Origin of the sequence: Pseudomonas brassicacearum (genome assembly GCF_918698105.1) — a bacterium.
Classification (GTDB): domain Bacteria; phylum Pseudomonadota; class Gammaproteobacteria; order Pseudomonadales; family Pseudomonadaceae; genus Aquipseudomonas; species Aquipseudomonas brassicacearum_F.
In genome coordinates this window covers 1-22508 of sequence record NZ_CAKKMI010000092.1, presented here as the reverse complement: position 1 = coordinate 22508, position 22508 = coordinate 1, and the positions used below count along the sequence as shown (strand labels likewise).

The following is a 22508-nucleotide window of genomic DNA, read 5'->3' as shown; positions in this document are numbered from 1 at the left end:
GGCTTGGGCGGGTGGGTCGATGATGTCCGGCAGGGTGGCGAATACGCTCTTGACGATGAGGTCGGCCATCACGCCCAGGGCGGCCAGGTCCAGGTGCTGCAACTTGGGCATCAAGGCCAGGTCGGCCGCCAGGTCCGAGCTGATGTCTTCGCGCAGTTGAGCGATGGCCTGGCGCACCGGCAGGGAGCCACCGTATTGCTCGCGGGCCAGGAACAGGAACTGCGAGCGGTTGGCCTGCACCACATCGAGAAAGATCCGCACCGACGCATCGATAATGCCGCCCATGACGAATTCGTTGTGACGCACCAGGCGGATGGTTTCGCGGAAGGTCTGGCCGACTTCGCTGACCAGGGCCAGGCCCAGTTGGTCCATGTCGTCGAAGTGCCGGTAGAACCCGGTGGGCACGATGCCGGCTGTCCGGGCGACTTCCCGCAGGCTCAGGCTGCCGAATCCGCGGCCGCACTCCATCAAATGGCGGGCTGCGTCCATCAGGGCAATTCGGGTCTGTTGTTTCTGTTCGGCGCGGGGCAGCATCGCAAGGCTGACTTCTGATTCACGGGAACGACGCACTCTAGCAAATCGGCTTTGCCGACGTCGAACGGTAGAGAGGGATGGGGCGGGGAAAACGAGGGGTTCGAAAAGTCAAAAGCCCGATTGCAGGAATCGGGCTTTTTTCTGGGCCACCATGGGATCAGCTCACTGTGCCGTTGCGTTCGATCACGCGATCACCACCGCCTTCGGCCACGGTATCGCCCATTTTGGTGCGGGAAGAACCGTCTTCGGCAAGGGTCTGGCCAGGGGTGCGGTCAGAACCGTCTGCGGCGAGGGTCTGGCCAGGGGTGCGGTCAGAACCGTCTGCGGCGAGGGTTTGGCCAGGGGTGCGGTCAGAACCGTCTGCGGCCAGGGTTTGGCCAGGGGTGCGGTCAGAACCGTCTTCAGCGAGGGTTTGGCCTGGAGTGCGGTCAGAGCCGTCAGCTGCCAGGGTATCACTCTGCTTGGTACGGTCATAACCATCCTCAGCCAGACCTTTTTCTTCCAGGCGATCACGGCCGCCTTCGGCAACAGTCTGGCTGTAGACAGAGTGGCTGTCCTTGACCTGTGGCGTAGCTTGTTCGGAAGCTGGCAATGCAAAGGCAGTCGAGGCCAGTAGTGAAAGGGACAGGCTCATCAGTAATTGGCGTTTCATGATCGTTGCTCCTTGGGAGGGCGATAAAGTGGGTACGAGGGCAATGCTACTCTCGATAAGTCGATATAAAAGTTCATAAACGCAATGGTAATAATCAACGGAATTGATTGTTCTGGGCGAAGGCTCTAGACCGGGCGTTTCCGGGGTGTGGTTTTGCACCGAGGTGGGTATTTTGTACCCATCGCTGCCTCGTAAATGTGCGGGTGCGGTAACAGTTAGTTGGCTGATCGGTCAGGAATGTTGCAGTTTTTTGTGCCGTTCATCGGCACCTGTGGGCCGCTTTACCAGTCCAACCCTTCATAACGAACCGACTGCAGGGTCGTGTTCCCAGCAGCGTCGCGGTTGCGCACGCTGACTTGTCATCAGGAGCCTTGTGCATGACGCGCACCTCGAAAATCCTCGCCTGGAGCTTTGCCAGCCTTGTTGTCCTGCTGGCCGTGCTGGTCCTGGTCATCGCCTTCTTCGACTGGAACCGCATCAAGCCCACGCTCAATGCCAAGGTTTCCGAGGAGTTGCATCGCCCCTTTGCCATCAACGGCAACCTGGCGGTGGCCTGGCAGCGTGAGCCGGAGGAAGGGGGCTGGCGAGCCTGGTTGCCATGGCCCCATGTGGTGGCCGAGGACTTGAGCCTGGGCAACCCGGAGTGGTCGAAAACCGCGCAAATGGTTACGCTCAAACGTGTTGAGTTACGCGTGTCGCCCCTGGCCTTGCTGGCCCGGCGGGTGGCGATTCCGCGTATCGACCTGACGGAGCCCGACGCCAACCTGCAACGCCTGGCTGACGGGCGCGCCAACTGGACCTTCCAGTTCGATCCGAAAGATCCGGACGCCGAGCCGTCCAGCTGGGTGGTGGACATCGGCGCCATCGGCTTCGACAAGGGGCATGTCACCCTTGACGACCAGACGCTCAAGACCCGGCTCGATCTGTTGATCGACCCGTTGGGCAAACCCATCCCGTTCAGCGATATCGTCGGTGACAAGGCCGCCAAAAAAGCCCAGGACCAGGGCGCGACACCACAGGACTACGCGTTCGCCTTCAAGGTCGACGGGCAGTATCACGGGCAGAACCTCACCGGCTCCGGCAAAGTTGGCGGCTTGCTGGCGTTGCAGGATGCGTCACGACCCTTTCCGCTCCAGGCCCAGGCGAAGATCGCCGAGACCCGCGTCGAGCTGGCCGGCACGCTCACCGATCCGATGAACCTCGGGGCCTTGGACCTGCGCTTGAAACTGGCCGGCAGCAGCCTGGCCCATCTCTACCCGCTGACTGGCGTGACCCTGCCGGATTCGCCGCCCTATGCCACCGATGGCCGCTTGATTGCCAAGCTGCATGAGCCGGGTGGGGCGCTGTTTCGCTATGAGGCGTTCAACGGCAAGATCGGCGACAGCGATATCCATGGCGACCTGGCCTATGTCGCCAGCCAGCCCCGGCCGAAACTCAGTGGCGCGCTGGTCTCCAATCAACTGCTGTTCAGTGACCTGGCGCCGCTGATCGGTGCTGACTCCAATACCGAGCAAAAGGCCCGGGGCGGCGCCAGCAAGCAGCCGGCCGACAAGGTCTTGCCCGTTGAAGAATTTCGCACCGAGCGCTGGAGCGTGATGGACGCCGATGTCGAGTTCACCGGCAAGCGCATCGTCCATAGCGAGCAGTTGCCGTTCACCGACCTCTACACCCACCTGGTGCTCAACGATGGGCAGTTGAGCCTCGAACCCCTGCGCTTCGGCGTGGCGGGTGGCCGTCTCGATGCGCAGATCCGCCTCAATGGCCGTACCCAGCCCCTTGAAGGCCAGGCGAAGCTGACGGCCCGCGGTTTCAAGCTCAAGCAGCTGTTCCCGGGTTTTGAACCGATGAAAACCAGCTTCGGCGAATTGAACGGCGATGCCGATATCACCGGGCGCGGCAATTCGGTGGCGGCGTTGCTGGGCACCTCCAATGGCACGTTGAAAATGCTCATCAACGATGGCGCCATCAGTCGTGAGCTGATGGAGCTGGCGGGGCTGAACGTCGGCAACTACGTGGTGGGGAAAATTTTTGGCGACAAGGAAGTGAAGATCAACTGTGCGGCGGCGGACTTCGACATCAAGACGGGCCTGGCGACCACGCGCCTGTTCGTGTTCGACACCGAGAACGCGATCATCTACATCGACGGCACGGCGAACATGGCCAGTGAGCAGCTGGACCTGACCATCACCCCCGAGTCCAAGGGCTGGCGCCTGATTTCCCTGCGCTCGCCGTTGTATGTCCGCGGCCCGTTCGCCAAGCCCGCCGCCGGGGTCAAGGCGGTGCCACTGATGCTGCGCGGCGCCGGGATGGTGGCGTTGGGTGTGATCGCCGCACCGGCCGCCGGCCTGCTCGCGCTGGTAGCGCCCAGCGGCGGTGAGCCGAACCAGTGCGCGCCGCTGCTGGAACAGATGAAGGCGGGCAAGGCGCCGGTGACGGTCAAGCCGACCCGATAAGCCAGGCTTGCGGCGAGGCGACTGGCCTCATCGCGAGCAAGCTCGCTCCCACAGGGGAATGCGGTCCCCTGTGGGAGCGAGCTTGCTCGCGATAGCGGTATCAGAGATCGGCCAGAATATCGGCCATGTCATCGGCATGCTCTTCTTCCTGGGCCAGGATGTCTTCGAAGATGCGCCGGGTGGTCGGGTCTTTTTCGCCAATGTACTGGATGATTTCCCGGTAGCTGTCGATGGCGATCCGTTCGGCCACCAGGTCCTCGTAGACCATTTCCTTGAGGGTGTTGCCCGCCACGTATTGGGCGTGGGAATTGCGGGTCAACAGGTCGGGGTTGAACTCCGGCTCGCCGCCCAACTGCACGATGCGTTCGGCGAGTTTGTCGGCGTGTTCGGCTTCCTGGTTCGCGTGCTCGAGGAATTCACTGGCCGCCACGCTGGCCTTGAGGCCGGTGGCCATGAAGTAGTGGCGCTTGTAGCGCAGCACGCAGACCAGTTCAGTGGCCAGCGCTTCGTTGAGCAGGCGGACAACTTCCTGCCGATCGGCGCTGTAGCCTTCGGTCACTGCGCCGTTCTGCACGTTCTGCCGTGCCCGTTCGCGCAGGGTGGTTACATCGGATAAGTGCATGTCGCTCATCTCGTTCTCCTGGAGGCTGATCCGGTGGGAGCGTCACGCTCTGATGGCGCGATCACTCTAAGTCTGAGTGACACGGTCCTGAAAAAGTTTTACCGAGTTTTTCAGCGCGTAGCCCGACAGCCGCGCTTCCTCTCCCAGCCACTGGAAAAACGCCCGCACCGGTGGATGGCGTTCGCGGCCCGGGACGCACAGGGCGCTGTAGCCGGCGCCGTTGACCTGGACGTCCGGGCGATAGCCCACCAGCAAGCCGCTGGCGATGCTTTCGGAAGCCAGGATATTGCTCGCCAGCACCAGGCCCTGCCCGGCAATCGCCGCTTGCAAGGCGTAATGTTCCTCGTCGTACTCGCGCATGCATGGCTGCCGGGTGAGCCAGGTTTCCCCGGCCTGGGCGCACCAGGCATCCCAGCCGTGGGCGTACAGCTTGGAGTTGTGCCAATGCACGCTGATCAGCGTCGGCACCTGCCGGGCCGCCAGGGCCACCTGTTCAGGCGAGCCATAGACCCCGAAGCTTTCATCGAACAGGCACATGCCGTACAGGTTCGGGTAGGCGTCCAGGCTGTAGCGCACCACCAGGTCGACGCTGGCGTCCTGGTGCAGGTCGATCACCTCGCAATGGGTGTCCAGGCGCACGTTGATGTTCGGGTGACGCGCATAAAAACGCCCCAGGCGAGGCACCAGCCACAGGGCGGCAAACGCTGCGGTGGTGGACAGTGTCAGGTGGCTGGTGCTGCGTTGCGGACGCAGGGTGTCGACGCTCTGCGCCACCTCCAGCAACGCCCCGTGCAGGCTGTGGAACAAGCGTTGCCCGCCGTCGGTGAGGCGCACCTGGCGCGGCAGGCGTTCGAACAGCACCAGCCCCAGCCAGGTCTCCAGGGATCGAATCTGATGGGAGACCGCCGTAGGCGTCACCGAGAGCTCCGCCGCCGCCGCCTTGAAACTGAGCAACCGCGCGGCTGCCTCGAAGGCGCGCAGGGCGTTGAGCGGCAGGTTGGCGAACATTCTGATTCTCCTGAAATGCGATGGATGAAATTAACTCATCCAGATGTACTAACGCTCATTTGTCCGCTAGCGGCGACGAGCTTCAAGCTGCAAGGCACAAACAGTGTTGATTGTAACCGCATAAAAGGAGATTCAGATGAGTAAGATTCTTGTAGTGCATGGCAGTCCTCGTGGCGAGCGCTCTCATTCCCGGCGCCTGGCCGAGGCCTTTGTTTCGGCGTGGCAGGCTGACCATCCGCACTCCCAATTGACCCGCCGCGAGGTCGGGCGGGCAGTGATTGCGCCGGTCAACGAAGCGTTCATCGCTGCGGCGTTCTACCCCGAGCCTCAGGCTCGACCGTTGATCATGCAAGCGGACCTGGCCCTGAGCGATACCTTGGTCGATGAGTTGCAAGCTCATGACCGATTGGTGATCTCCGCGCCCATGCACAACTTCAGCGTGCCCAGCGGCGTGAAGGCCTGGATCGACCAGATCGTGCGCATCGGGCTGACGTTCAACCACAGCCTGGATAACGGCGTATCGCACTATGAGCCGCTGGTGTTGGGCAAAAAGGCCCTGATCGTGACCAGTCGCGGCGATTTCGGTTTCGGCCCCGGGGGCCAACTGGAAAGCATGAACCACGCCGACACGCTGTTGCGCACGGTCCTGGGGTTTATCGGCATCACCGATGTGACGGTGGTGGCGGCCGAAGGCGAGGAGTCGGCCGAGCGCAGCTTTGCGTTGTCCTGCGCCGAGGCCGAGGAGCGTTTGCTGGCGCTGGCGCGGACTTTTTGAAAAAGGGTTGCTGCGCAGCCTAACGGGAGCAATCTCTGGCTGCGGATTCATCTGGGTGTCATAGACTGGTCATCATCGGTATCGATGCTGAGCCCTCTTGATCACAAGGATGTCCCCATGTCGCAACGCTGCGCCACTCGTTACCCGCTGGTACTGGTCCCGGGCATGCTCGGGTTCATCCGCCTGGTGCTGTATCCGTACTGGTATGGGATCGTCTCGGCGTTGCGTCGCGGCGGGGCCGTGGTCGTGGCGGTGAAGGTTTCGCCGCTGCATTCCTCCGAGGTGCGCGGCGAGCAATTGCTGGCGCGGATCGAGGAGGTCCTGCGGCAAACCGGTGCGCAGAAAGTCAACCTGATCGGCCACAGCCAGGGCAGCCTCACCGCACGCTATGCGGCCGCCAAACGCCCGGACCTGGTGGCGTCGGTCACGTCGGTGGCCGGCACGAACCACGGCTCCGAACTGGCGGATTACCTGCAAGCCCATTACCCCGCCGACAGTGCCAAGGGGCGCGTGCTCAGTGCCGTGCTGCGCCTGGTCAACGCCCTGATGAGCCTGCTGGAAACCGGCTATCGCGGGCCGAAGCTGCCGGTGGATATTCATGCCTCCCATGCCTCCCTGACCACCGCCGGGGTGGCGCTGTTCAATCAACGTTATCCACAGGGCCTGCCGCAAACCTGGGGCGGGAATGGGCCGGAAGAGGTCGATGGCGTGCGCTATTACTCGTGGTCCGGCACCTTGCAGCCGGGCAAGACCGACAAGGGGCGCAACCTGTTCGACGGCACCAACCGCAGTTGCCGTTTATTTGCCCGTACGTTTGTGCGGGAAGCCGGGCAGTGCGACGGCATGGTCGGACGCTACAGCTCGCACTTGGGCACGGTCATCGGCGATGACTATCCGCTGGACCACTTCGATATCGTCAACCAATCGCTGGGGCTGGTGGGCAAGGGCGCCGAGCCGATCCGGTTGTTTGTCGAGCATGCCGAGCGGTTGAAGGCGGCCGGGGTGTAACCCGTTGGACCGCGTTATCGTTCATCGCGAGCAAGCTCGCTCCCACAATGGACCGAGCACTGCAAAACCATTGTGGGAGCGAGCTTGCTCGCGATGGTGATAGATCAGGCACTGAGGATCTATCGGATGAAGGTGTAACAGGCTTTGTCTACACTGCACTTCATCGCCGTACCCTTCGTGCGGCCGCCAGGAGAAACGCCATGAAGATGCTGCGTGTGCCTATGTTGATGATCGGTTTGCTGCTGTGTTCCCAGGGCTTCGCCGCGACGGCGCAGCAGACCAAGATGACCACCTGCAACGCCGACGCCACCGCCAAGGCGCTCAAGGGCGATGAGCGCAAGGCCTTCATGAGCAATTGCCTCAAGGCTACCCCGCAGGAACGCATGAAAACCTGCAACGCCACGGCCACCGAGCAAGCCCTGAAGGGTGACGCCCGCAAGGCGTTCATGAGTGAGTGCCTGAAAAAGAAATAAGCGTTGAATCCATGGGCCCTATCGCGAGCAAGCACAGCCACTGAAAAAAAACACCTGAACTGCGACCAAGGTCGGCCGATACAATCCCTAGTGCTGCTGGTGGAAGGCTGGCAGACTGCCGATCCTTTCACGCCGTTTTGTCTTGAGGCTGTATGCCAACGTTTTCTCAGCGTCATGTGTTGTTGGTCATCAGTTGGGTGATCATTTTTGGTGGGCTGTTGCTGGTGCTGCCGCTGCGCCTGTTGCCGAGCCTGCTGGCCGGTCTGCTGGTGTTCGAACTGGTCAACATGCTCACCCCGCAGTTGCAGCGACTGATCGAAGGCCGTCGCGCTCGCTGGTTGGCGGTGGCGTTGCTCGGCACGCTGGTGGTCAGTGTGCTGACGTTGATCTTCGCCGGCGCCTTCAGCTTCCTGTTGCATGAAGCGGAAAACCCGGGCGCGTCCCTGGACAAGTTCATGACCGTGGTCGACCGTGCCCGTGGGCAATTGCCACCGTTCATCGACGCTTACCTGCCGGCCAGCGCCGCCGAGTTCCGGGTGGCGATCGGCGATTGGGTGAGCAAGCACCTGAGCGACCTGCAACTGGTGGGCAAGGACGCGGCCCACATGTTCGTGACGTTGCTGATCGGCATGGTGCTGGGGGCCATCGTTGCCCTGCAGCGCATCCCCGACCTGACCAAGCGCAAGCCCCTGGCCGCCGCGCTGTTCGACCGCCTGAACCTGCTGGTCAAGGCGTTTCGCAACATCGTCTTCGCCCAGATCAAGATTTCCCTGCTCAACACCTTCTTCACCGGGATTTTCCTGGCGGTGGTGCTGCCGTTGTTCGGCATCAAGCTGCCGCTGACCAAGACCCTGATCGTGATGACCTTCCTGCTGGGGCTGCTGCCGGTCATCGGCAACCTGATGTCCAACACGCTGATCACCATTGTCGGCCTGTCGCTGTCGATCTGGGTGGCGGTGGCGGCGCTGGGTTATCTGATCGTGATCCACAAGCTCGAGTACTTCCTCAACGCCCGCATCGTCGGCGGGCAGATCAGCGCCAAGTCCTGGGAGTTGCTCATGGCGATGCTGGTGTTCGAAGCCGCATTCGGCCTGCCGGGGGTGGTGGCGGGGCCGATTTATTATGCGTATCTCAAGAGTGAGTTGAAGCAGGTGGGGATGGTTTGATCCAAGGGGTGTGTTGTCTGATCTGACGCCATCGCGAGCAAGCTCGCTCCCACAGTTTGATCGCGTTCCTTCTGAAGAAACCTGGTCAACTGTGGGAGCGAGCTTGCTCGCGATTCAGGCGCCTCGGTCCTGGATCAGACCTGGCTCCCGTAGCGCTTCATCGCCTCGATCGCCAACCCGCTGCCGATGCTGCCGAAGATATTGCCTTCCACATGCCGCGCCTGGGGCAGCATCGCCGAGACGCTGTTGCGCAGTGCCGGGATGCCGCTGGAACCGCCGGTGAAGAACACCGTGTCGACCTGATCGACCCGCACGTTGGCATCGTTGAGCAACTGCGTGACGCTGCCGCGTATCCGCTCCAGCAAGCCGTCGATGGCCGACTCGAACAAGGCCCGGCTCAGGTCCACGCTCAGGCCTGGCTCGATCCGGTCCAGGAGCAAATGGCGCTGGTCGGTGTGGGTCAGCTCGATCTTGGTTTCTTCCACTTCCATCGCCAGCCAATGCCCGGCGCGCTGTTCGATCAGTTTGAACAGCCGGTCGATGCCGCCGGTGTCTTCGATGTCGTAGCGCATGCTGCCCAGGGCGAGGGTGGATTTTTGCGAGTACACCGCGTTGATGGTGTGCCAGGTCGCCAGGTTCATGTGGTGACTGGTGGGCATGTAGGCGCCACTCTTCATGCGGCTGCCGTAGCCGAACAGCGGCATCAGGCCGGCCAGCGAGAGTTGCTTGTCGAAATCGGTCCCGCCGATGTGCACGCCACCGGTGGCGAGGATGTCGGCGTGGCGGTTGTCGTGGGTGCGGCGCTCGGGGGACAGGCGCACCAGGGAGAAGTCCGAAGTACCGCCGCCGATGTCGACGATCAGCACCAGCTCTTCTTTCTCGATGGTCGATTCATAGTCGAATGCCGCCGCGATGGGCTCGTACTGGAACGAAACCTCCTTGAAACCGATGGCGCGGGCGACGTCCACCAAGGTGTTTTCCGCTTCCTGGTCGGCCATTTCATCGTCGTCGACGAAAAACACCGGGCGACCCAGCACCACTTCTTCAAATTCCCGACCGGCGGTGGCTTCGGCGCGTTTCTTCAACTGGCCGATGAACAGCCCCAGCAGATCCTTGAACGGCATGGCCGTGCCCAACACGCTGGTGTCGTGCTTGATCAGCTTGGAGCCCAGCAGGCTCTTGAGCGAGCGCATCAGCCGGCCTTCGTAGCCTTCCAGGTATTCGTGGAGGGCCAGGCGGCCATACACCGGACGGCGTTCCTCGAGATTGAAAAAGACCACCGAAGGCAGGGTGATCTTGTCGTCCTCCAGCGCGATCAACGTTTCCATGCCGGGGCGCAGCCAGCCGACAGTGGAGTTGGACGTGCCAAAGTCGATGCCGCAGGCACGGGCCGGGGATGCGTTTTTCATGTCTTTCGGGTTCCAGTTGAAAAAACGGCCGCGCAGTGTATGTCAGTGTGGCGCGGATTCGAAGGCCGGTTATCTGCTAATTCGCAATCGTTGGTCTTGAAAGACGGCATCACACCCCCAAACTTGCTGGCATGAGCCTGGCACAGGGCGGTACAAGAACCGCCACCGGCTGCCGATAAACTTCTGACGCGCCGTTCGGTCACAAACCTTGAGATTGGTCAAACTCCGGGGCTTGTACCACGAGCATGCTGTGCATGGCGGTGCTATATCGATAACGGATGGTGATCCTTCAATGGACTTCAAAGACTATTACAAGATCCTGGGTGTCGAGCCGACGGCCGACGACGCCACGATCAAGGCCGCCTATCGCAAACTGGCGCGCAAGTACCACCCGGATGTGAGCAAGGAAAAGGACGCCGAGACCAAGTTCAAGGACGTCTCCGAAGCCTATGAAGCGCTGAAAAGCGCCGACAAGCGCGCCGAATACGACGACTTGCGCCGCTACGGCCAGCACGGCCAGCCGTTCCAGGGCCCGCCGGGTTGGCAGAGCCGTGGTGGTTTTGGCGGCCAGGACACCGGGGACTTCTCGGACTTCTTCAGTTCGATCTTCGGCAATCGCGGGCCGGGGTTCGGTGGTGGGCAGTCAGGTCGCAGCGCCGGCCGTCGAGGGCAAGACGTGGAAATGGAATTACCGATCTTCCTGGAAGAGAGCCTGTCGAGCGAGTCGAAAAAGGTCAGCTTCCAGGTGCCGCAGTACAACGCGGCCGGCCAGCATGTGAGCAACACCAGCAAAAGCCTGAACGTGAAGATTCCGCTGGGGGTGACCGACGGCGAACGCATCCGCCTCAAGGGCCAGGGTGCGCCAGGTATCGGTGGCGGCGCCAATGGCGACTTGTACCTGACCATTCGTTTCGCGCCGCACCCCAAGTTCGACGTCGAAGGCCAGGACCTGATCATTACCTTGCCCCTGGCGCCGTGGGAACTGGCGCTGGGTACGGAAGTGGCAGTGCCGACCCTCACCGGCAAGATCAACCTCAAGGTCCCGGCCGGCAGCCAGAATGGCCAGCGCATGCGCGCCAAGGGTCACGGCCTGCGCAACAAGGCCGGCGAGCGCGGTTACCTGTTCGTGCAGCTCAAGGCCGTGATGCCCAAGGCCAGCGACGAGGCAGTCAAGGCGTTGTGGGCGGAACTGGCGAAGAAAGCCGCGTTCGATCCGCGGGAGAACTTCTGAACACGGCCGGTCTTTGAACATAGCCCGTAGGAACGGGTAGGAACTTGTAGGAGCATGTAGGAGCTGACGAGTGAAACGTGGCTGCGATCTTTGCGCTAGCCATTGAGTCCGGAGCGAAAGATCAAGATCAAAAGATCGCAGCCTCGTTTCACTCGTCAGCTCCTACCAGCTCCTACGCTCCTACACAGCTAAAGCATTGGGAGAAGCAGACCATGAACAACCCGATCATTGAACTGAACCTGAGGGAGTTTTGCGAGGCTGCGGCTTTGCTGGATGTCCATGTCATCGAAATCGTCGAGCACGGCATTCTCGAACCCCACGGCGCAGCCCCCTCGGATTGGCGCTTCACTGACTACGAACTGGTCCTTGCCCGGCGCGCCGCCAAGCTGCGGCGCGAACTGGAATTGGAATGGGAAGGCGTTGCCCTGGCGCTGGATCTGCTCGAGGAAGTGCAACAGTTGCGCGCTGAGAACCGGCGGCTGCGTCAGCAACTGGGGCGTTGGGTGGGCTGACTACGGTGGGCCGTTACGTCATGTCATCTTGTAGAAGCGATAAATAGTTACCTCACTCGATAGGGGTCGAATGCTTAGGCTCGGGTTTTCTTCGTCAAGGATGACCCGATATGCCTATACCGCCAAACGAAGCCATTGCGGCTTCGCCTTCCAACCCAGCCGGCGTGCATGACGATCTGCTCAAGAGTCGGATCCCCACCTGCTACATCCAGGCCAGCACGCTGCGCCAGGTGGCGCTGAGTAAACATCAGCTGGAAATTCCCGACTGGTACGCGAAGGCGGGCCAAGACACCAGGGCCAAGCTCAAGCGCAGCCATGAGCGATACTGCACCGTCTTGAGCCAGATCGACAGCACGTTGGGCTCGGTGCAAGACATCCGTGCCTTTGCCGAGCCGCTTCTCAGCCAGGCCATTGAAAAAACCTTCCGGCAAACCCTGAACGTCAGGGAGGTTTATTTTGCGCGCAAAATCGCCGTCAAGACCCGCACGGATCTGGGGAGCAATCTGCTCCATCGCTTGACCGCAGAGGCGTTCGACACCATCGAGTATCGGGGCGGTTCCTTGCTGGAGGCGGCCCTCGCGAATTTCGAGCCGGACGAAGAGCGCAAGCTCGACTGCGATGACTGCCATTTCATCACGACGACGCCCGTGTCCTCCGACGGCACACTGAACAACACCTTGCAATCTGTCCGGCAGGGCGCGCTGCGGATCGCCCCGCATGCCTTCATCAAGCTCTGCCGCGAGTTGGACCTGGGGCGCCGATACCAGGAACACCTCAAGGCGATCCTGCAACCGAGCGATGGCAAGGCCCGCAACGAACTGGACCGCCAACTGCGCGAACATCATAGACAATCGCTGGCGATCAGCATCGAAATCGCCCGATCCAAGTCCGATATCCGCCAGGACACCTACCAGATGCTGCTGCAGCTCATCGCTGATCAATCCGGCATCAAGCTCGATGGCCGCTCGGTGACCGTCGCTTCGCTGAAAGTCCTCGATGTAGAACTGATCGGCCCCCTGCTGATCGGTCCCGAGCGCGAGCACAGCAACCGTGTGGAGCGGGTGGTGGCGTACATACCGGACGATCCGGAACACCCAGTCAAGGAATACGCCTCCAGCGCCGAATTCATGGTGGAGCTGCGTCGACGCCTGCATGGCCTCCAATACCGGCGTTTCTTCAGTCGCTTTGTACCGCTGCGCGAGCAAGGCGCTTTTTTCGAGCATTTCAGCCGGCTCTATCGCCCTTCGTCGCAAACCGACCAGCAGGCGGATTTTCCTCTCGCGTCGCAGTTGCGCAATCTGCCCATGGAGGCGCTGCTCGTTCGTGACGTTTTGTGGGAGAAGCTGCGCCACGAGCAAGTCGGCAAGATCCTGGCGGATGCACGCGCGGCGGCGGTACCCACCGGTGACGAAGACCAAAAAGCCCGCCAGGCGCGTCTGGATAGTTGGGAGAACACGGTCATCGATGTGCTTAACATGGCCGCTTTCGTCGTGCCCGGGCTGGGGCCGGTGATGATGACGGTGTGGGCCGTGCAGATGCTCGATGAGGCAATCGAGGGCATCGAAGCGTTCGAGAGCGGTGAAACCCAGGAAATGTGGGCGCACTTCTCAAGCCTGGCGCTTAACGTGGTATTTGCCGCCGCCGGCGCGAAAGTACTGCCGCACGTCGTGCCATCGGACACGGTGAACCAAATGGAACCTGTGACCTTGGCCAATGGCGAGCCACGCCTCTGGCGTCCTGACCTGAGCCCCTATCGCAGTGATAGGGAACCGCCGGCCACGTCGGTTCCCGACGCCCGAGGCCTGTATCGAGTCGATGGTCGGGATGTCGTAACGCTGGGCGGTCAGCATTACGAGGTGCAGCAGGAACCGACGACCCAGCGTTATCGCATTCGTCATCCTTCCCGCGGACCGCAGGCCTATCAGCCCGAGTTGATGCACAACGGTAGCGGGGCCTGGCGCCATGAACTGGAGCAGCCCCGCAGTTGGGAGGGGACCACGCTGATGCGAAGAATCGGTCATCTGGTCAGGGACTTCAGCGATGCCGAACTGGAGCAGATCCGTACGGCCAGTGGCACGAGCGAAGCGGTGCTGCGACGGATGCACGCCGAGGGCGAGCCGATGCCTGCCTTGCTGGCCGATACGATCAAGCGCTTCGACCTGTGTCGACAAGTCGACAAATTTATCGGGCACCTGCGTAGTGAAGACCCGGTGCAATTTGAACAGGCCGATCCGATGACCCAGTTGCATCTGTTGGCGGGCTACGGGCCTTGGCCGAACGGGCTGAGGCTGAAAGTGGTCGACGGTTCGGGCAAGACGCTTTGGGAATACACACGTGCATCGCAAACGGCAGGCGGCGACCGCGATGTCGTTCTCGCCGAAACCAAAGTTCGCACGCCCGAGGTGCTGAAGAACCTGATCGAGGCGGTGGACGTCGCCGGGGGAGACCTGCTGGCCGGTACGAGTCCGCCGATTTCCAAAACCGCTATCGACGCTCGGGTCCGGCAGTTGCGCAAAAACCTTGTTGCCCTGGTGGAGCGTAAAAAGGTGCAGTTGTTGAACGACCACTATGCCCGAACGGATGTGGCGAGCGACCCGCGTGCGGCGCTGATCAAATCCCGTTTTCCCTCGGTCCCTGCCGCGGCGGTCGAACAAATGGTGGCGTGTGCCAGCCCCGCCGAGCAACAACAGATGGCCGCCTGGAACTTCGCCGACGCCGCCCAGACCAAACCCATCCCACTGCGTATCGTCGAAGAGCTGCGGGACTACCAGAAAACGTTGCGTTTGAACCGGGCTTACGAAGGGCTCTATCAGGAAGCACTGGCCACGGTCGACACGCCTCGATTGGCCTTGGCGACCCTGGAAACCTTGCCTGGCTGGAACGACTCGGTGCGCATCGAATTGCGCGAGGAAGACGTCTCGGGTGCCTTGATCGACAGCATCGGATCGCCAGACGCAACGCAGGTCAAGGTGGTGGCCAAGGATGGCGAGCGCTATATGGCCATCGACGACAAGGGCAACGACCTGAGCCATTGGGGCAGCCTCTACGAAGCCTTGCAGCATGCCCTCCCGGATGCCGAGCGCCAGGCCATGGGCCGGCCTTCGATTCATCAGGGCGACCGTTTGCAGAAGGCGCTTGGGGCGGCGCCACTGAGCCGCGAGGCGCTGGCCAAGCGCTTGAAGATGCAACCGGTCAAGCCGTTCTTCAAGTCGCCGATGCGCCTGGCCTCGGGCGAGGTCGGCTACCCCATGAGTGGCCTACGGGACCGGTTGGGCCTGGGCCGGTCGCGGGAGCAGCGGGTGCTGGATCTGTACCCGGACTATACGGCCGAGCAGGTCCAGACCTTGCTGCGGTCCCTGGGAGACGACGCCGTCGCGGAACTCAAGCGGCGCAAAGTCGAATTGGAGACACTGCGCCGGGATCTGGACCACTGGGCCGAGCTTCCCCTGCTGCTGAACATCGGTGGGGATCGCATCGTGCGGGTGCCGCGGGCCGTCAGGCAAGGTGTGGCTGAACGCATCAAGCGGTGTTGGAGGCGTCAGTCCACCATGGCGGTGACGAGGGGCGGTGCCCGGGCCGGATATGTGCTTGACTTGGGCGGACAGGACGTAGGTACGCTGCCAACCCTGACGGCTGACTTCAGCCATGTGGCCTCGCTGAATCTTCGGGACATGAATTTGTCACAGCTGTCTTGCGACAGCTTCCTCAAAGGGTTTTCCTCTATTCGTTGGTTGGACATGACCAACAACCGGTTGACCGATCTCCCCGAATCGGTGGGGAGCATGAATGGTTTGACCCGGCTGCAATTGAGGGCGAATCAGATCAGGCTGACACCCCGCAGCATCCGGATCCTGGAGGAACGTGTCAGCCTCAAGATCCTCGTCCTGGACAATAATCCGCTCGGCCAATTGCCGGACTTCAGCACCCTGGTTGATTTGCGGGGACTGAGCCTGAGGAACGCGTTTATCGACACATGGCCGACAGGGTTGGGCGATCTGCCGCTGGAGCAAATCGATTTGCGCGGCAACTTACTGACCGATGTTCCGACAGAGCTGACTGATCCGCCGGCTGATCGCGTTCATGCCACGGCACGTCTCAATGGCGTGACGTTGCTTCAAGGCAACCCGCTGAGCGAGGCGATCCAGCAGCGCTTGCGTAACTACTGGGCGAATCTTTTGCTGTCGCATCCCGAGTGGGTGGCCTTGCGTTGGCCCGGTGCGTTTGAAACGGTCGAGGTACAGGCCCCTTCTACGGTGCAGCAATGGTTGCGAGACGTGCCCAGGGAACAGTTGCCGGACAAAACCACCTTGTGGCAAAGCCTGGAGGCTGAAGCGAGTTCCGCGGAGTTTTTCCAGCTGCTGAATCGGCTGGCCGGGTCCTACCAGGGGGTGGAGCATTATTCCGACCTGCAGGCGCGTGTCTGGCAGATGCTCGAGGCGGCCGGTGCGTCCACCGAGTTGCGGCGAGAACTGTTCGACCTGGCCGGTGCTCCGGCGTGTGAGGATCGCGCCGCGTTGTCCTTCAGCTATTTGGAAATCCGCTTGATGATTCACAAGGCCAAGGCGTTGTCGGTCGGGGAGCACGAGGGTGCGACGCTGATTCGCCTGGCCAAGGGGCTGTTTCGCCTCGATGAAGTGGAGAGCATTGCCCTGAATGACATCCAGCAGCGGCGTGACGCGATCAACGCCCGCCAGGATCTCACCGCCGCGCAAAAGAGCCAGCAGATCAGGCTGATCGAGGAAGTGGAGGTGCGCCTGGCTTACCGTGTCGGCCTCAAGGAACGATTGGAGCTGCCGGGACAACCCGAGGGCGGGCGTTTCATTCAGCTGGCCGGCGTCACGCCGGAGATGCTCGAGGCGGCGGCGACCCGGATCCTGGCATTGGACGACTCCCCCAAGGAGCTACAGTCACTGGTCGGTCGGGATTTCTGGATCGAGTATGTCAAGCAACAGCACCCGGCATCGTTCCAGGCGCTCAATGACACGCTCGTCACCAACCAGATCGAGCTGGATGAGGCGAGCGCGGCCGGAGACCTGGAGGAGGCTGACTATGTCCGTCAATCCGAGGCGCTGGGCTTGCAGCACAAGATCAAGGAAGCGGAACTGATCGAGTCGCTGACCAAAGAAGAGTTGGACGCGCAGGTGGAAAGCACGGACATGTAGGACGACCCCGTTCTTTCTGATTTATCCCGAAAAAAATGTGGGAGCGAGCTTGCTCGCGATGGCGGCGGCACATACAACACGTATGCAAGCTGAACCACCGCTATCGCGAGCAAGCCCCACAGGATCAAAACAGGAAATAGCGCTGCGCCATCGGCAACACATCAGCCGGTTCACACCACAACAGCACGCCGTCGGCCTTGACCTGATAGGTCTGTGGGTCGACGTCGATGCTCGGCAGGTAATCGTTGTGGATCAGGTCGGTCTTCTGCACATCGCGGCAGCCTTTGACCACGGCGATTCTCTTCTTCAACCCAAGCTGTTCCGGCAACCCGGCCTCGGCGGCGGCCTGGCTGATGAAGGTCAGGCTGGTGGCATGCCGCGCGCCGCCAAAGCTTGCGAACATCGGCCGGTAGTGCACCGGTTGCGGCGTCGGGATCGAGGCGTTGGCGTCACCCATCAGGCTGGCAGCAATCGCCCCACCCTTGAGGATCAACGTCGGCTTGACGCCGAAGAACGCCGGGCGCCACAGCACCAGGTCGGCCCACTTGCCCACTTCGATGGAACCCACTTCATGGCTGATGCCATGGGTGATCGCCGGGTTGATGGTGTACTTGGCGATGTAGCGCTTGATGCGGAAGTTGTCGTTGCCTTCGCCGTCGCCGGGCAGGGCGCCGCGTTGCTTCTTCATCTTGTCGGCAGTCTGCCAGGTGCGCGTGATGACTTCGCCGACTCGGCCCATGGCCTGGCTGTCGGAGCTGATCATCGAGAAGGCGCCGAGGTCGTGGAGGATGTCTTCGGCGGCGATGGTCTCGCGGCGGATGCGGCTTTCGGCGAAGGCCACGTCTTCGGCGATGCTTGGGTCCAGGTGATGGCAGACCATGAGCATGTCCAGGTGTTCGTCGATGGTGTTGCGGGTGAACGGCCGGGTCGGGTTGGTGGAGCTGGGCAGCACGTTGGGGAAACCGCAGGCCTTGATGATGTCCGGCGCATGACCGCCACCGGCACCTTCGGTGTGATAGGTGTGGATGGTGCGACCCTTGAACGCGGCGAGGGTGGTTTCGACGAAGCCCGATTCGTTGAGGGTGTCGGTGTGGATCGCCACCTGCACGTCGTACTGGTCGGCCACGCTCAGGCAGTTGTCGATGGCCGCCGGGGTGGTGCCCCAGTCTTCGTGCAGTTTCAGGCCGATGGCGCCGGCCTTGACCTGCTCGATCAACGGCTCCGGCAGGCTGGCGTTGCCCTTGCCGGTGAACCCGATGTTCATCGGGAAGGCATCGGCGGCCTGGAGCATGCGCGCCAGGTGCCATGGGCCGGAGGTGCAGGTGGTGGCGTTGGTCCCGGTGGCGGGACCGGTGCCGCCGCCGATCATGGTGGTGACGCCGCTCATCAGCGCTTCTTCGATCTGCTGCGGGCAGATGAAATGGATGTGGGTGTCGATGCCGCCGGCGGTGAGGATCATGCCTTCGCCGGCGATCACTTCGGTGCTGGCGCCGATGGCGATGGTCACGTCGGGCTGGATGTCCGGGTTGCCGGCCTTGCCGATGGCCGCGATGCGTCCGTCCTTGAGGCCGACGTCGGCCTTGACGATGCCCCAGTGGTCGATGATCAGCGCGTTGGTGATCAAGGTGTCGACGACCTCGGCGGCCAGCAGCTGGCTCTGGCCCATGCCGTCGCGAATCACCTTGCCGCCGCCGAATTTCACTTCTTCGCCGTAGGTGGTGAAGTCTTTTTCCACTTCGATCCACAACTCGGTGTCGGCCAGGCGGACCTTGTCACCGACGGTGGGGCCGAACATGTCGGCGTAGGCTTGTCTCGAAATCTTCATGTGCTCGCCTTGAGGTTCTTAAGTCGTACGCAGTCCATTGTGGCGAGGGAGCTTGCTCCCGCTGGGTCGCGTAGCGGCCCTGGAATTTTGGGGGCTGCTGCGCAGCCCAGCGGGAGCAAGCTCCCTCGCCACAGAAGCGCTTTAATCCAGGTTGCCCATGACCCGCCCGGCAAACCCGAATACCCGGCGATGCCCAGCCAAGTCCACCAGTTCCACCTCGCGGCTCTGGCCCGGTTCGAAGCGCACCGCAGTGCCGGCCGGGATGTTCAGGCGCATGCCACGGCTGGCGGCGCGGTCGAAGGCCAGGGCGTCGTTGGTCTCGAAAAAGTGATAGTGCGAGCCGACCTGGATCGGCCGGTCACCGCTATTGGCGACGTTCAGCGTGAGTGTGCGGCGCCCGACGTTGAGCTCGATGTCGCCAGGCTGGACCTGGTATTGCCCTGGAATCATTGCGGTTGCCCCAAAGTCTTGTAGTAAATGGCGGTCGGGGTGTAGGTCCCGTCCGGGCTCTGGCAGTAGTCCGGCAGTTCGCCGACGCGGGTGTAGCCCATGGCCCGGTAGAACGCCTCGGCCTCGGAACCGGCCTCGGTGTCGAGGTACAGCAGGCCGCGCTTGTACTGGCGGGCGCCGAGTTCCAGGGCGCTCATCAATTGCTGGCCCAGGCCCCGGCGGCGGGCCTCGCCGCGCACCAGCAACTTCTGCACTTCGGCGCGGTTGAGGCCGTTGGGCTTCTGGCACAGGGTAAGCTGGACGCTGGCCTGCACCTGTTCATCCTTGACCACCACCCACAGCAGCAGGTGGCCCTGGTTGAGGCTGGCCTGGACCTCGTCGAAATAGGCGCGAGCCTGGACGGCATCGAGATCGGCCATGAACCCCACGCTGGCGCCGTAGCCGACGGCGTCGAGCAACAGATCGATCAGGCCCTGGCGATAGTGCGCAAAGCTTTCGGCGTGGACTCGACGCAACTGGGCGGCGTTCATTGGCGTTTCACTCCTTGTGGACAGCAGGCGGTAGCGCCCCGGGGTTGAGGTTCAACTGCATGAAGGTCAGGTCCAGCCAGCGGCCGAACTTGGTCCCCACTTCGGGCATCTGCCCGGTGATGACGAAACCGGCCCGCTCGTGCAGGCGAATCGAGGCCGCGTTGCCGCTTTCGATGGCGGCGACCATGACGTGTTTGTCGCAGGCCCTGGCGCGCTCGATCAATGCGCTCATCAGCCGAGGACCGAGGCCGTTGCCGCGCTGGTCGCTACGCACGTACACCGAATGCTCTACGGTGTGCCGGTAACCATCGAAGGGTCGCCAGTCGCCGAACGAGGCGTAGCCGAGCACGTTTTCATCGGCATCGGCATCGGCATCGACAATCACCAGCACCGGGTAGCCCTGGGAGTGCCGAGCGCTGAGCCAGGCTTGACGATTACCCAGGTCCACGGCCTGTTCGTTCCAGATCGCCGTGGTATTCAGGGCGGCGTCGTTGTAGATGTCACGGATCGCTGGAAGGTCCGCATGTAGGGCGTCACGAATGTGATACGTCATGGCACGGCCTCAGGCGATGGGCTGGTGGACGGTGACCAGTTTGGTGCCATCGGGAAACGTCGCCTCGACCTGGATCTCGGGGATCATCTCGGGGATGCCTTCCATCACCTGTTCGCGGCTCAGCAACGTGGTGCCAAAGTGCATCAGCTCGGCCACGGTCTGGCCGTCACGGGCGCCTTCGAGCAGGGCCGCGGAAATATAGGCCATGGCCTCCGGGTAGTTGAGCTTCAGGCCACGGGCCAACCGTCGTTCGGCGACGAGGCCGGCGGTGAAGATCAGCAGCTTGTCTTTTTCGCGTGGGGTCAGGTCCATGTGCAATCCATAAGGGCAGATAAAAAATTCTTGCTGTAAACACCGATCCCCTTGTGGGAGATCCTTTGTGGGAGCGAGCTTGCTCGCGATAGCGGTGTTCCAGTTGACATTAATGTTGGATGTGCCATCGCTATCGCGAGCAAGCTCGCTCCCACAGGAAAAGCAGATTCATGTGCTCCAGATTCTCGGTGGCACGGCCTCTCGTCCAAGCAATGCAGGCCTGAGCAAGCGCCACAATTCAATCAACCACCCCCGCGCCAGCAACGCCTCGCTCGCCAGGCAGCGGGCCACGACCAGGCCGGGCAATTGGGTCAGGTCGCCACGTACGTCATGGCCCAGGGATCGGCACTGCTCCAGCAGCTCGCTGTCGATCTCACCGGTCACCAATAACGTGGCGAACACCGGATCGCCGCCCAACCCGATGGGGGAGTCGAGCAACCCATCACCGCCCACAATGCGCTGGCGCTCGTGCCACAGCAACTGGCCGTCGCGGCGAATGTCCAACCGTGACTGGAAATGCCCCAGGTCGAACCGCTCGCCGCTGGCCGGTCGGCCGAGGGCAACCATGTCCCAGTAGAACAGGCGCCCGTCGCCCTGCAGGTCGATGCAGGCGCTGAGTTCGGCCTGGGCCGCGCTGAACACGATGGTTTCCTGGGGTAGCCATTCCAGGGTCGCGCCGGGGGCCACGCTCAGGGTCAACTGCTGGTACGCCGGGCCTGCGGCGCGGTACCACTTGGCCGCGCCGGGGCTGGTCAATTGTGCCCAGGCGCCAGGGCCGACGTGTGCGCTGATGTCCAGTCGGTCACCGCCGGCAATCCCGCCGGGCGGGTGGACGATGATGTGCTGGCACACCTCGGGGCCTTCGGCATACAAGTGCTTCTGCACCCGCAGCGGGCCCTTGTGGCGGCGCTGTACCGGGCGCGTGCACTCGCCGAAGCGGGCGTAACCCAAGTCCAGCTCGGCGTGCCAGCTGGGGGTGAACAGGGCTGAAGGCGCCATTAAAGAAACAGGTAGATTCATGATTTTCTGATTATCGTCGGGACACTAAGACTAGATCGTAACCAGCCCGCGCACACCCTCGGCTTCCATGTTTTCTCCGCGCCCCTGCTGCACGATTTCGCCCCGGGACATCACCAGGTACTGATCGGCCAGCTCGGCGGCGAAGTCGTAGAACTGCTCCACCAGCAAAATCGCCATGTCGCCCCGGGCCGCCAGTTTCTTGATGACCACGCCGATCTCCTTGATCACCGACGGCTGGATGCCTTCGGTGGGCTCGTCGAGAATCAGCAGGCGTGGACGGCTGGCCAGGGCCCGGCCAATGGCGAGCTGCTGTTGCTGGCCGCCGGACAGATCACCGCCACGGCGCTGTTTCATTTGCAGCAGCACCGGGAACAGTTCGTAGATAAACGCCGGCACCTCCTTGGCTTCGGAGCCGGGAAAGCGCGACAGGCCCATCAGCAGGTTTTCTTCCACCGTCAGCCGCCCGAAAATCTCCCGGCCCTGGGGCACGTAGGCGATGCCGGCATGCACCCGTTGGTGTGGCTTGAACGTGGTGATGGCCTTGCCTTCCCAATTCACCGCGCCTTCCTTGGCCGGCAACAGGCCCATCAGGCATTTGAGCAGGGTGGTCTTGCCCACGCCGTTGCGCCCCAACAGGCACGTCACCTCGCCGACCTTGGCGTCGAAGGACAGGCCGCGCAGGATGTGGCTACCGCCGTAGTACTGGTGCAGTTTGTCGACTTGCAGCATGTTCCAGATTCTCCTCAAGTCCCTTGTGGGAGCGAGCTTGCTCGCGATGACGGCGGCACATTCAACACGTATGCAAGCTGAACC

The 22508-nt window shown here is 62.2% G+C and carries 20 protein-coding genes; 8 read left to right on the top strand and 12 right to left on the bottom strand.

Annotated elements, in window-relative coordinates; all coding sequences use genetic code 11:
• Both LQ215_RS25710 and LQ215_RS25705 read right to left on the bottom strand, forming a co-directional pair.
• On the bottom strand, window positions 1-534 hold a 534-nt coding region (locus tag LQ215_RS25710), incomplete at its 3' end, for a TetR family transcriptional regulator (RefSeq protein WP_230153170.1).
• Window positions 535-691: 157 nt separating this feature from the next.
• Window positions 692-1186 (bottom strand): hypothetical protein, encoded by a 495-nt coding sequence (locus LQ215_RS25705; RefSeq protein ID WP_230153169.1) that lies wholly within the window; start codon window positions 1184-1186, stop codon window positions 692-694.
• 377 nt (window positions 1187-1563) lie between these two features.
• Between LQ215_RS25705 and LQ215_RS25700 the strand changes: the two genes are divergently transcribed.
• Complete coding sequence (locus LQ215_RS25700; RefSeq protein ID WP_230153168.1) at window positions 1564-3639, top strand: AsmA family protein; 2076 nt, start codon at window positions 1564-1566, stop codon at window positions 3637-3639.
• Window positions 3640-3739: 100 nt separating this feature from the next.
• Here the strand turns inward: LQ215_RS25700 and LQ215_RS25695 are convergent, their stop codons facing one another.
• Both LQ215_RS25695 and LQ215_RS25690 read right to left on the bottom strand, forming a co-directional pair.
• The gene (locus LQ215_RS25695; protein ID WP_025211584.1) at window positions 3740-4270 is read right to left on the bottom strand and encodes a ferritin-like domain-containing protein; all 531 of its coding nucleotides are present in this window, start codon (window positions 4268-4270) and stop codon (window positions 3740-3742) included.
• Window positions 4271-4327: 57 nt separating this feature from the next.
• Window positions 4328-5269, bottom strand: a complete 942-nt coding sequence (locus tag LQ215_RS25690; protein WP_230153167.1) for a LysR substrate-binding domain-containing protein — start codon at window positions 5267-5269, stop codon at window positions 4328-4330.
• A gap of 136 nt (window positions 5270-5405) precedes the next feature.
• On the opposite strand from LQ215_RS25690, the gene LQ215_RS25685 reads away from it, so the two are divergent.
• From LQ215_RS25685 to LQ215_RS25670, 4 genes are all read left to right on the top strand, one after another.
• The gene (locus LQ215_RS25685) at window positions 5406-6044 is read left to right on the top strand and encodes an FMN-dependent NADH-azoreductase (RefSeq protein WP_230153166.1); all 639 of its coding nucleotides are present in this window, start codon (window positions 5406-5408) and stop codon (window positions 6042-6044) included.
• A gap of 117 nt (window positions 6045-6161) precedes the next feature.
• Window positions 6162-7052 (top strand): esterase/lipase family protein, encoded by an 891-nt coding sequence (locus LQ215_RS25680; protein WP_230153165.1) that lies wholly within the window; start codon window positions 6162-6164, stop codon window positions 7050-7052.
• A 200-nt stretch (window positions 7053-7252) separates the two neighbouring features.
• Window positions 7253-7525 carry a PsiF family protein gene (locus LQ215_RS25675; protein ID WP_230153164.1) on the top strand — a complete coding sequence of 91 codons (273 nt, stop codon included), beginning with the start codon at window positions 7253-7255 and terminating at the stop codon, window positions 7523-7525.
• A 152-nt stretch (window positions 7526-7677) separates the two neighbouring features.
• Window positions 7678-8691 carry an AI-2E family transporter gene (locus LQ215_RS25670; RefSeq protein ID WP_003197331.1) on the top strand — a complete coding sequence of 338 codons (1014 nt, stop codon included), beginning with the start codon at window positions 7678-7680 and terminating at the stop codon, window positions 8689-8691.
• Between the two features lie 134 nt (window positions 8692-8825).
• Here the strand turns inward: LQ215_RS25670 and LQ215_RS25665 are convergent, their stop codons facing one another.
• On the bottom strand, window positions 8826-10100 hold the full coding sequence (locus tag LQ215_RS25665; protein ID WP_230153163.1) for an Hsp70 family protein: 1275 nt from the start codon (window positions 10098-10100) through the stop codon (window positions 8826-8828).
• Between the two features lie 292 nt (window positions 10101-10392).
• Here LQ215_RS25665 and LQ215_RS25660 point away from each other — a divergent pair, with 292 nt between their 5' ends.
• The 3 genes from LQ215_RS25660 (at window position 10393) to LQ215_RS25650 (ending at window position 17005) form a co-directional block, all read left to right on the top strand.
• The gene (locus tag LQ215_RS25660) at window positions 10393-11331 is read left to right on the top strand and encodes a DnaJ C-terminal domain-containing protein (RefSeq protein ID WP_212797730.1); all 939 of its coding nucleotides are present in this window, start codon (window positions 10393-10395) and stop codon (window positions 11329-11331) included.
• Window positions 11332-11543: 212 nt separating this feature from the next.
• Window positions 11544-11843 (top strand): chaperone modulator CbpM, encoded by a 300-nt coding sequence (locus LQ215_RS25655; protein WP_058546569.1) that lies wholly within the window; start codon window positions 11544-11546, stop codon window positions 11841-11843.
• Window positions 11844-11953: 110 nt separating this feature from the next.
• The gene (locus LQ215_RS25650) at window positions 11954-17005 is read left to right on the top strand and encodes an NEL-type E3 ubiquitin ligase domain-containing protein (RefSeq protein WP_230153162.1); all 5052 of its coding nucleotides are present in this window, start codon (window positions 11954-11956) and stop codon (window positions 17003-17005) included.
• Between the two features lie 124 nt (window positions 17006-17129).
• Here LQ215_RS25650 and ureC read toward each other — a convergent pair whose 3' ends face one another.
• From ureC to urtE, 7 genes are all read right to left on the bottom strand, one after another.
• Window positions 17130-18830 (bottom strand): urease subunit alpha, encoded by a 1701-nt coding sequence (ureC, locus tag LQ215_RS25645; protein ID WP_230153161.1) that lies wholly within the window; start codon window positions 18828-18830, stop codon window positions 17130-17132.
• A 141-nt stretch (window positions 18831-18971) separates the two neighbouring features.
• Window positions 18972-19280 carry an urease subunit beta gene (locus tag LQ215_RS25640; protein ID WP_230153160.1) on the bottom strand — a complete coding sequence of 103 codons (309 nt, stop codon included), beginning with the start codon at window positions 19278-19280 and terminating at the stop codon, window positions 18972-18974.
• Window positions 19277-19810: a GNAT family N-acetyltransferase gene (locus tag LQ215_RS25635; RefSeq protein WP_230153159.1), complete on the bottom strand. Its 534-nt coding sequence runs from the start codon at window positions 19808-19810 to the stop codon at window positions 19277-19279. The genes LQ215_RS25640 and LQ215_RS25635 overlap by 4 nt, the downstream gene beginning before the upstream one ends.
• Window positions 19811-19817: 7 nt before the next feature.
• Window positions 19818-20363: a GNAT family N-acetyltransferase gene (locus LQ215_RS25630; RefSeq protein WP_230153158.1), complete on the bottom strand. Its 546-nt coding sequence runs from the start codon at window positions 20361-20363 to the stop codon at window positions 19818-19820.
• A 9-nt stretch (window positions 20364-20372) separates the two neighbouring features.
• Entirely contained in the window at window positions 20373-20675 is a 303-nt protein-coding gene (locus tag LQ215_RS25625) for an urease subunit gamma (protein WP_039593493.1), read from the bottom strand.
• Between the two features lie 168 nt (window positions 20676-20843).
• Complete coding sequence (locus LQ215_RS25620; RefSeq protein WP_230153157.1) at window positions 20844-21695, bottom strand: urease accessory protein UreD; 852 nt, start codon at window positions 21693-21695, stop codon at window positions 20844-20846.
• Between the two features lie 30 nt (window positions 21696-21725).
• Window positions 21726-22424 carry an urea ABC transporter ATP-binding subunit UrtE gene (gene urtE / locus LQ215_RS25615; protein WP_018611889.1) on the bottom strand — a complete coding sequence of 233 codons (699 nt, stop codon included), beginning with the start codon at window positions 22422-22424 and terminating at the stop codon, window positions 21726-21728.
• Between the last annotated feature and the right edge of the window lie 84 nt (window positions 22425-22508).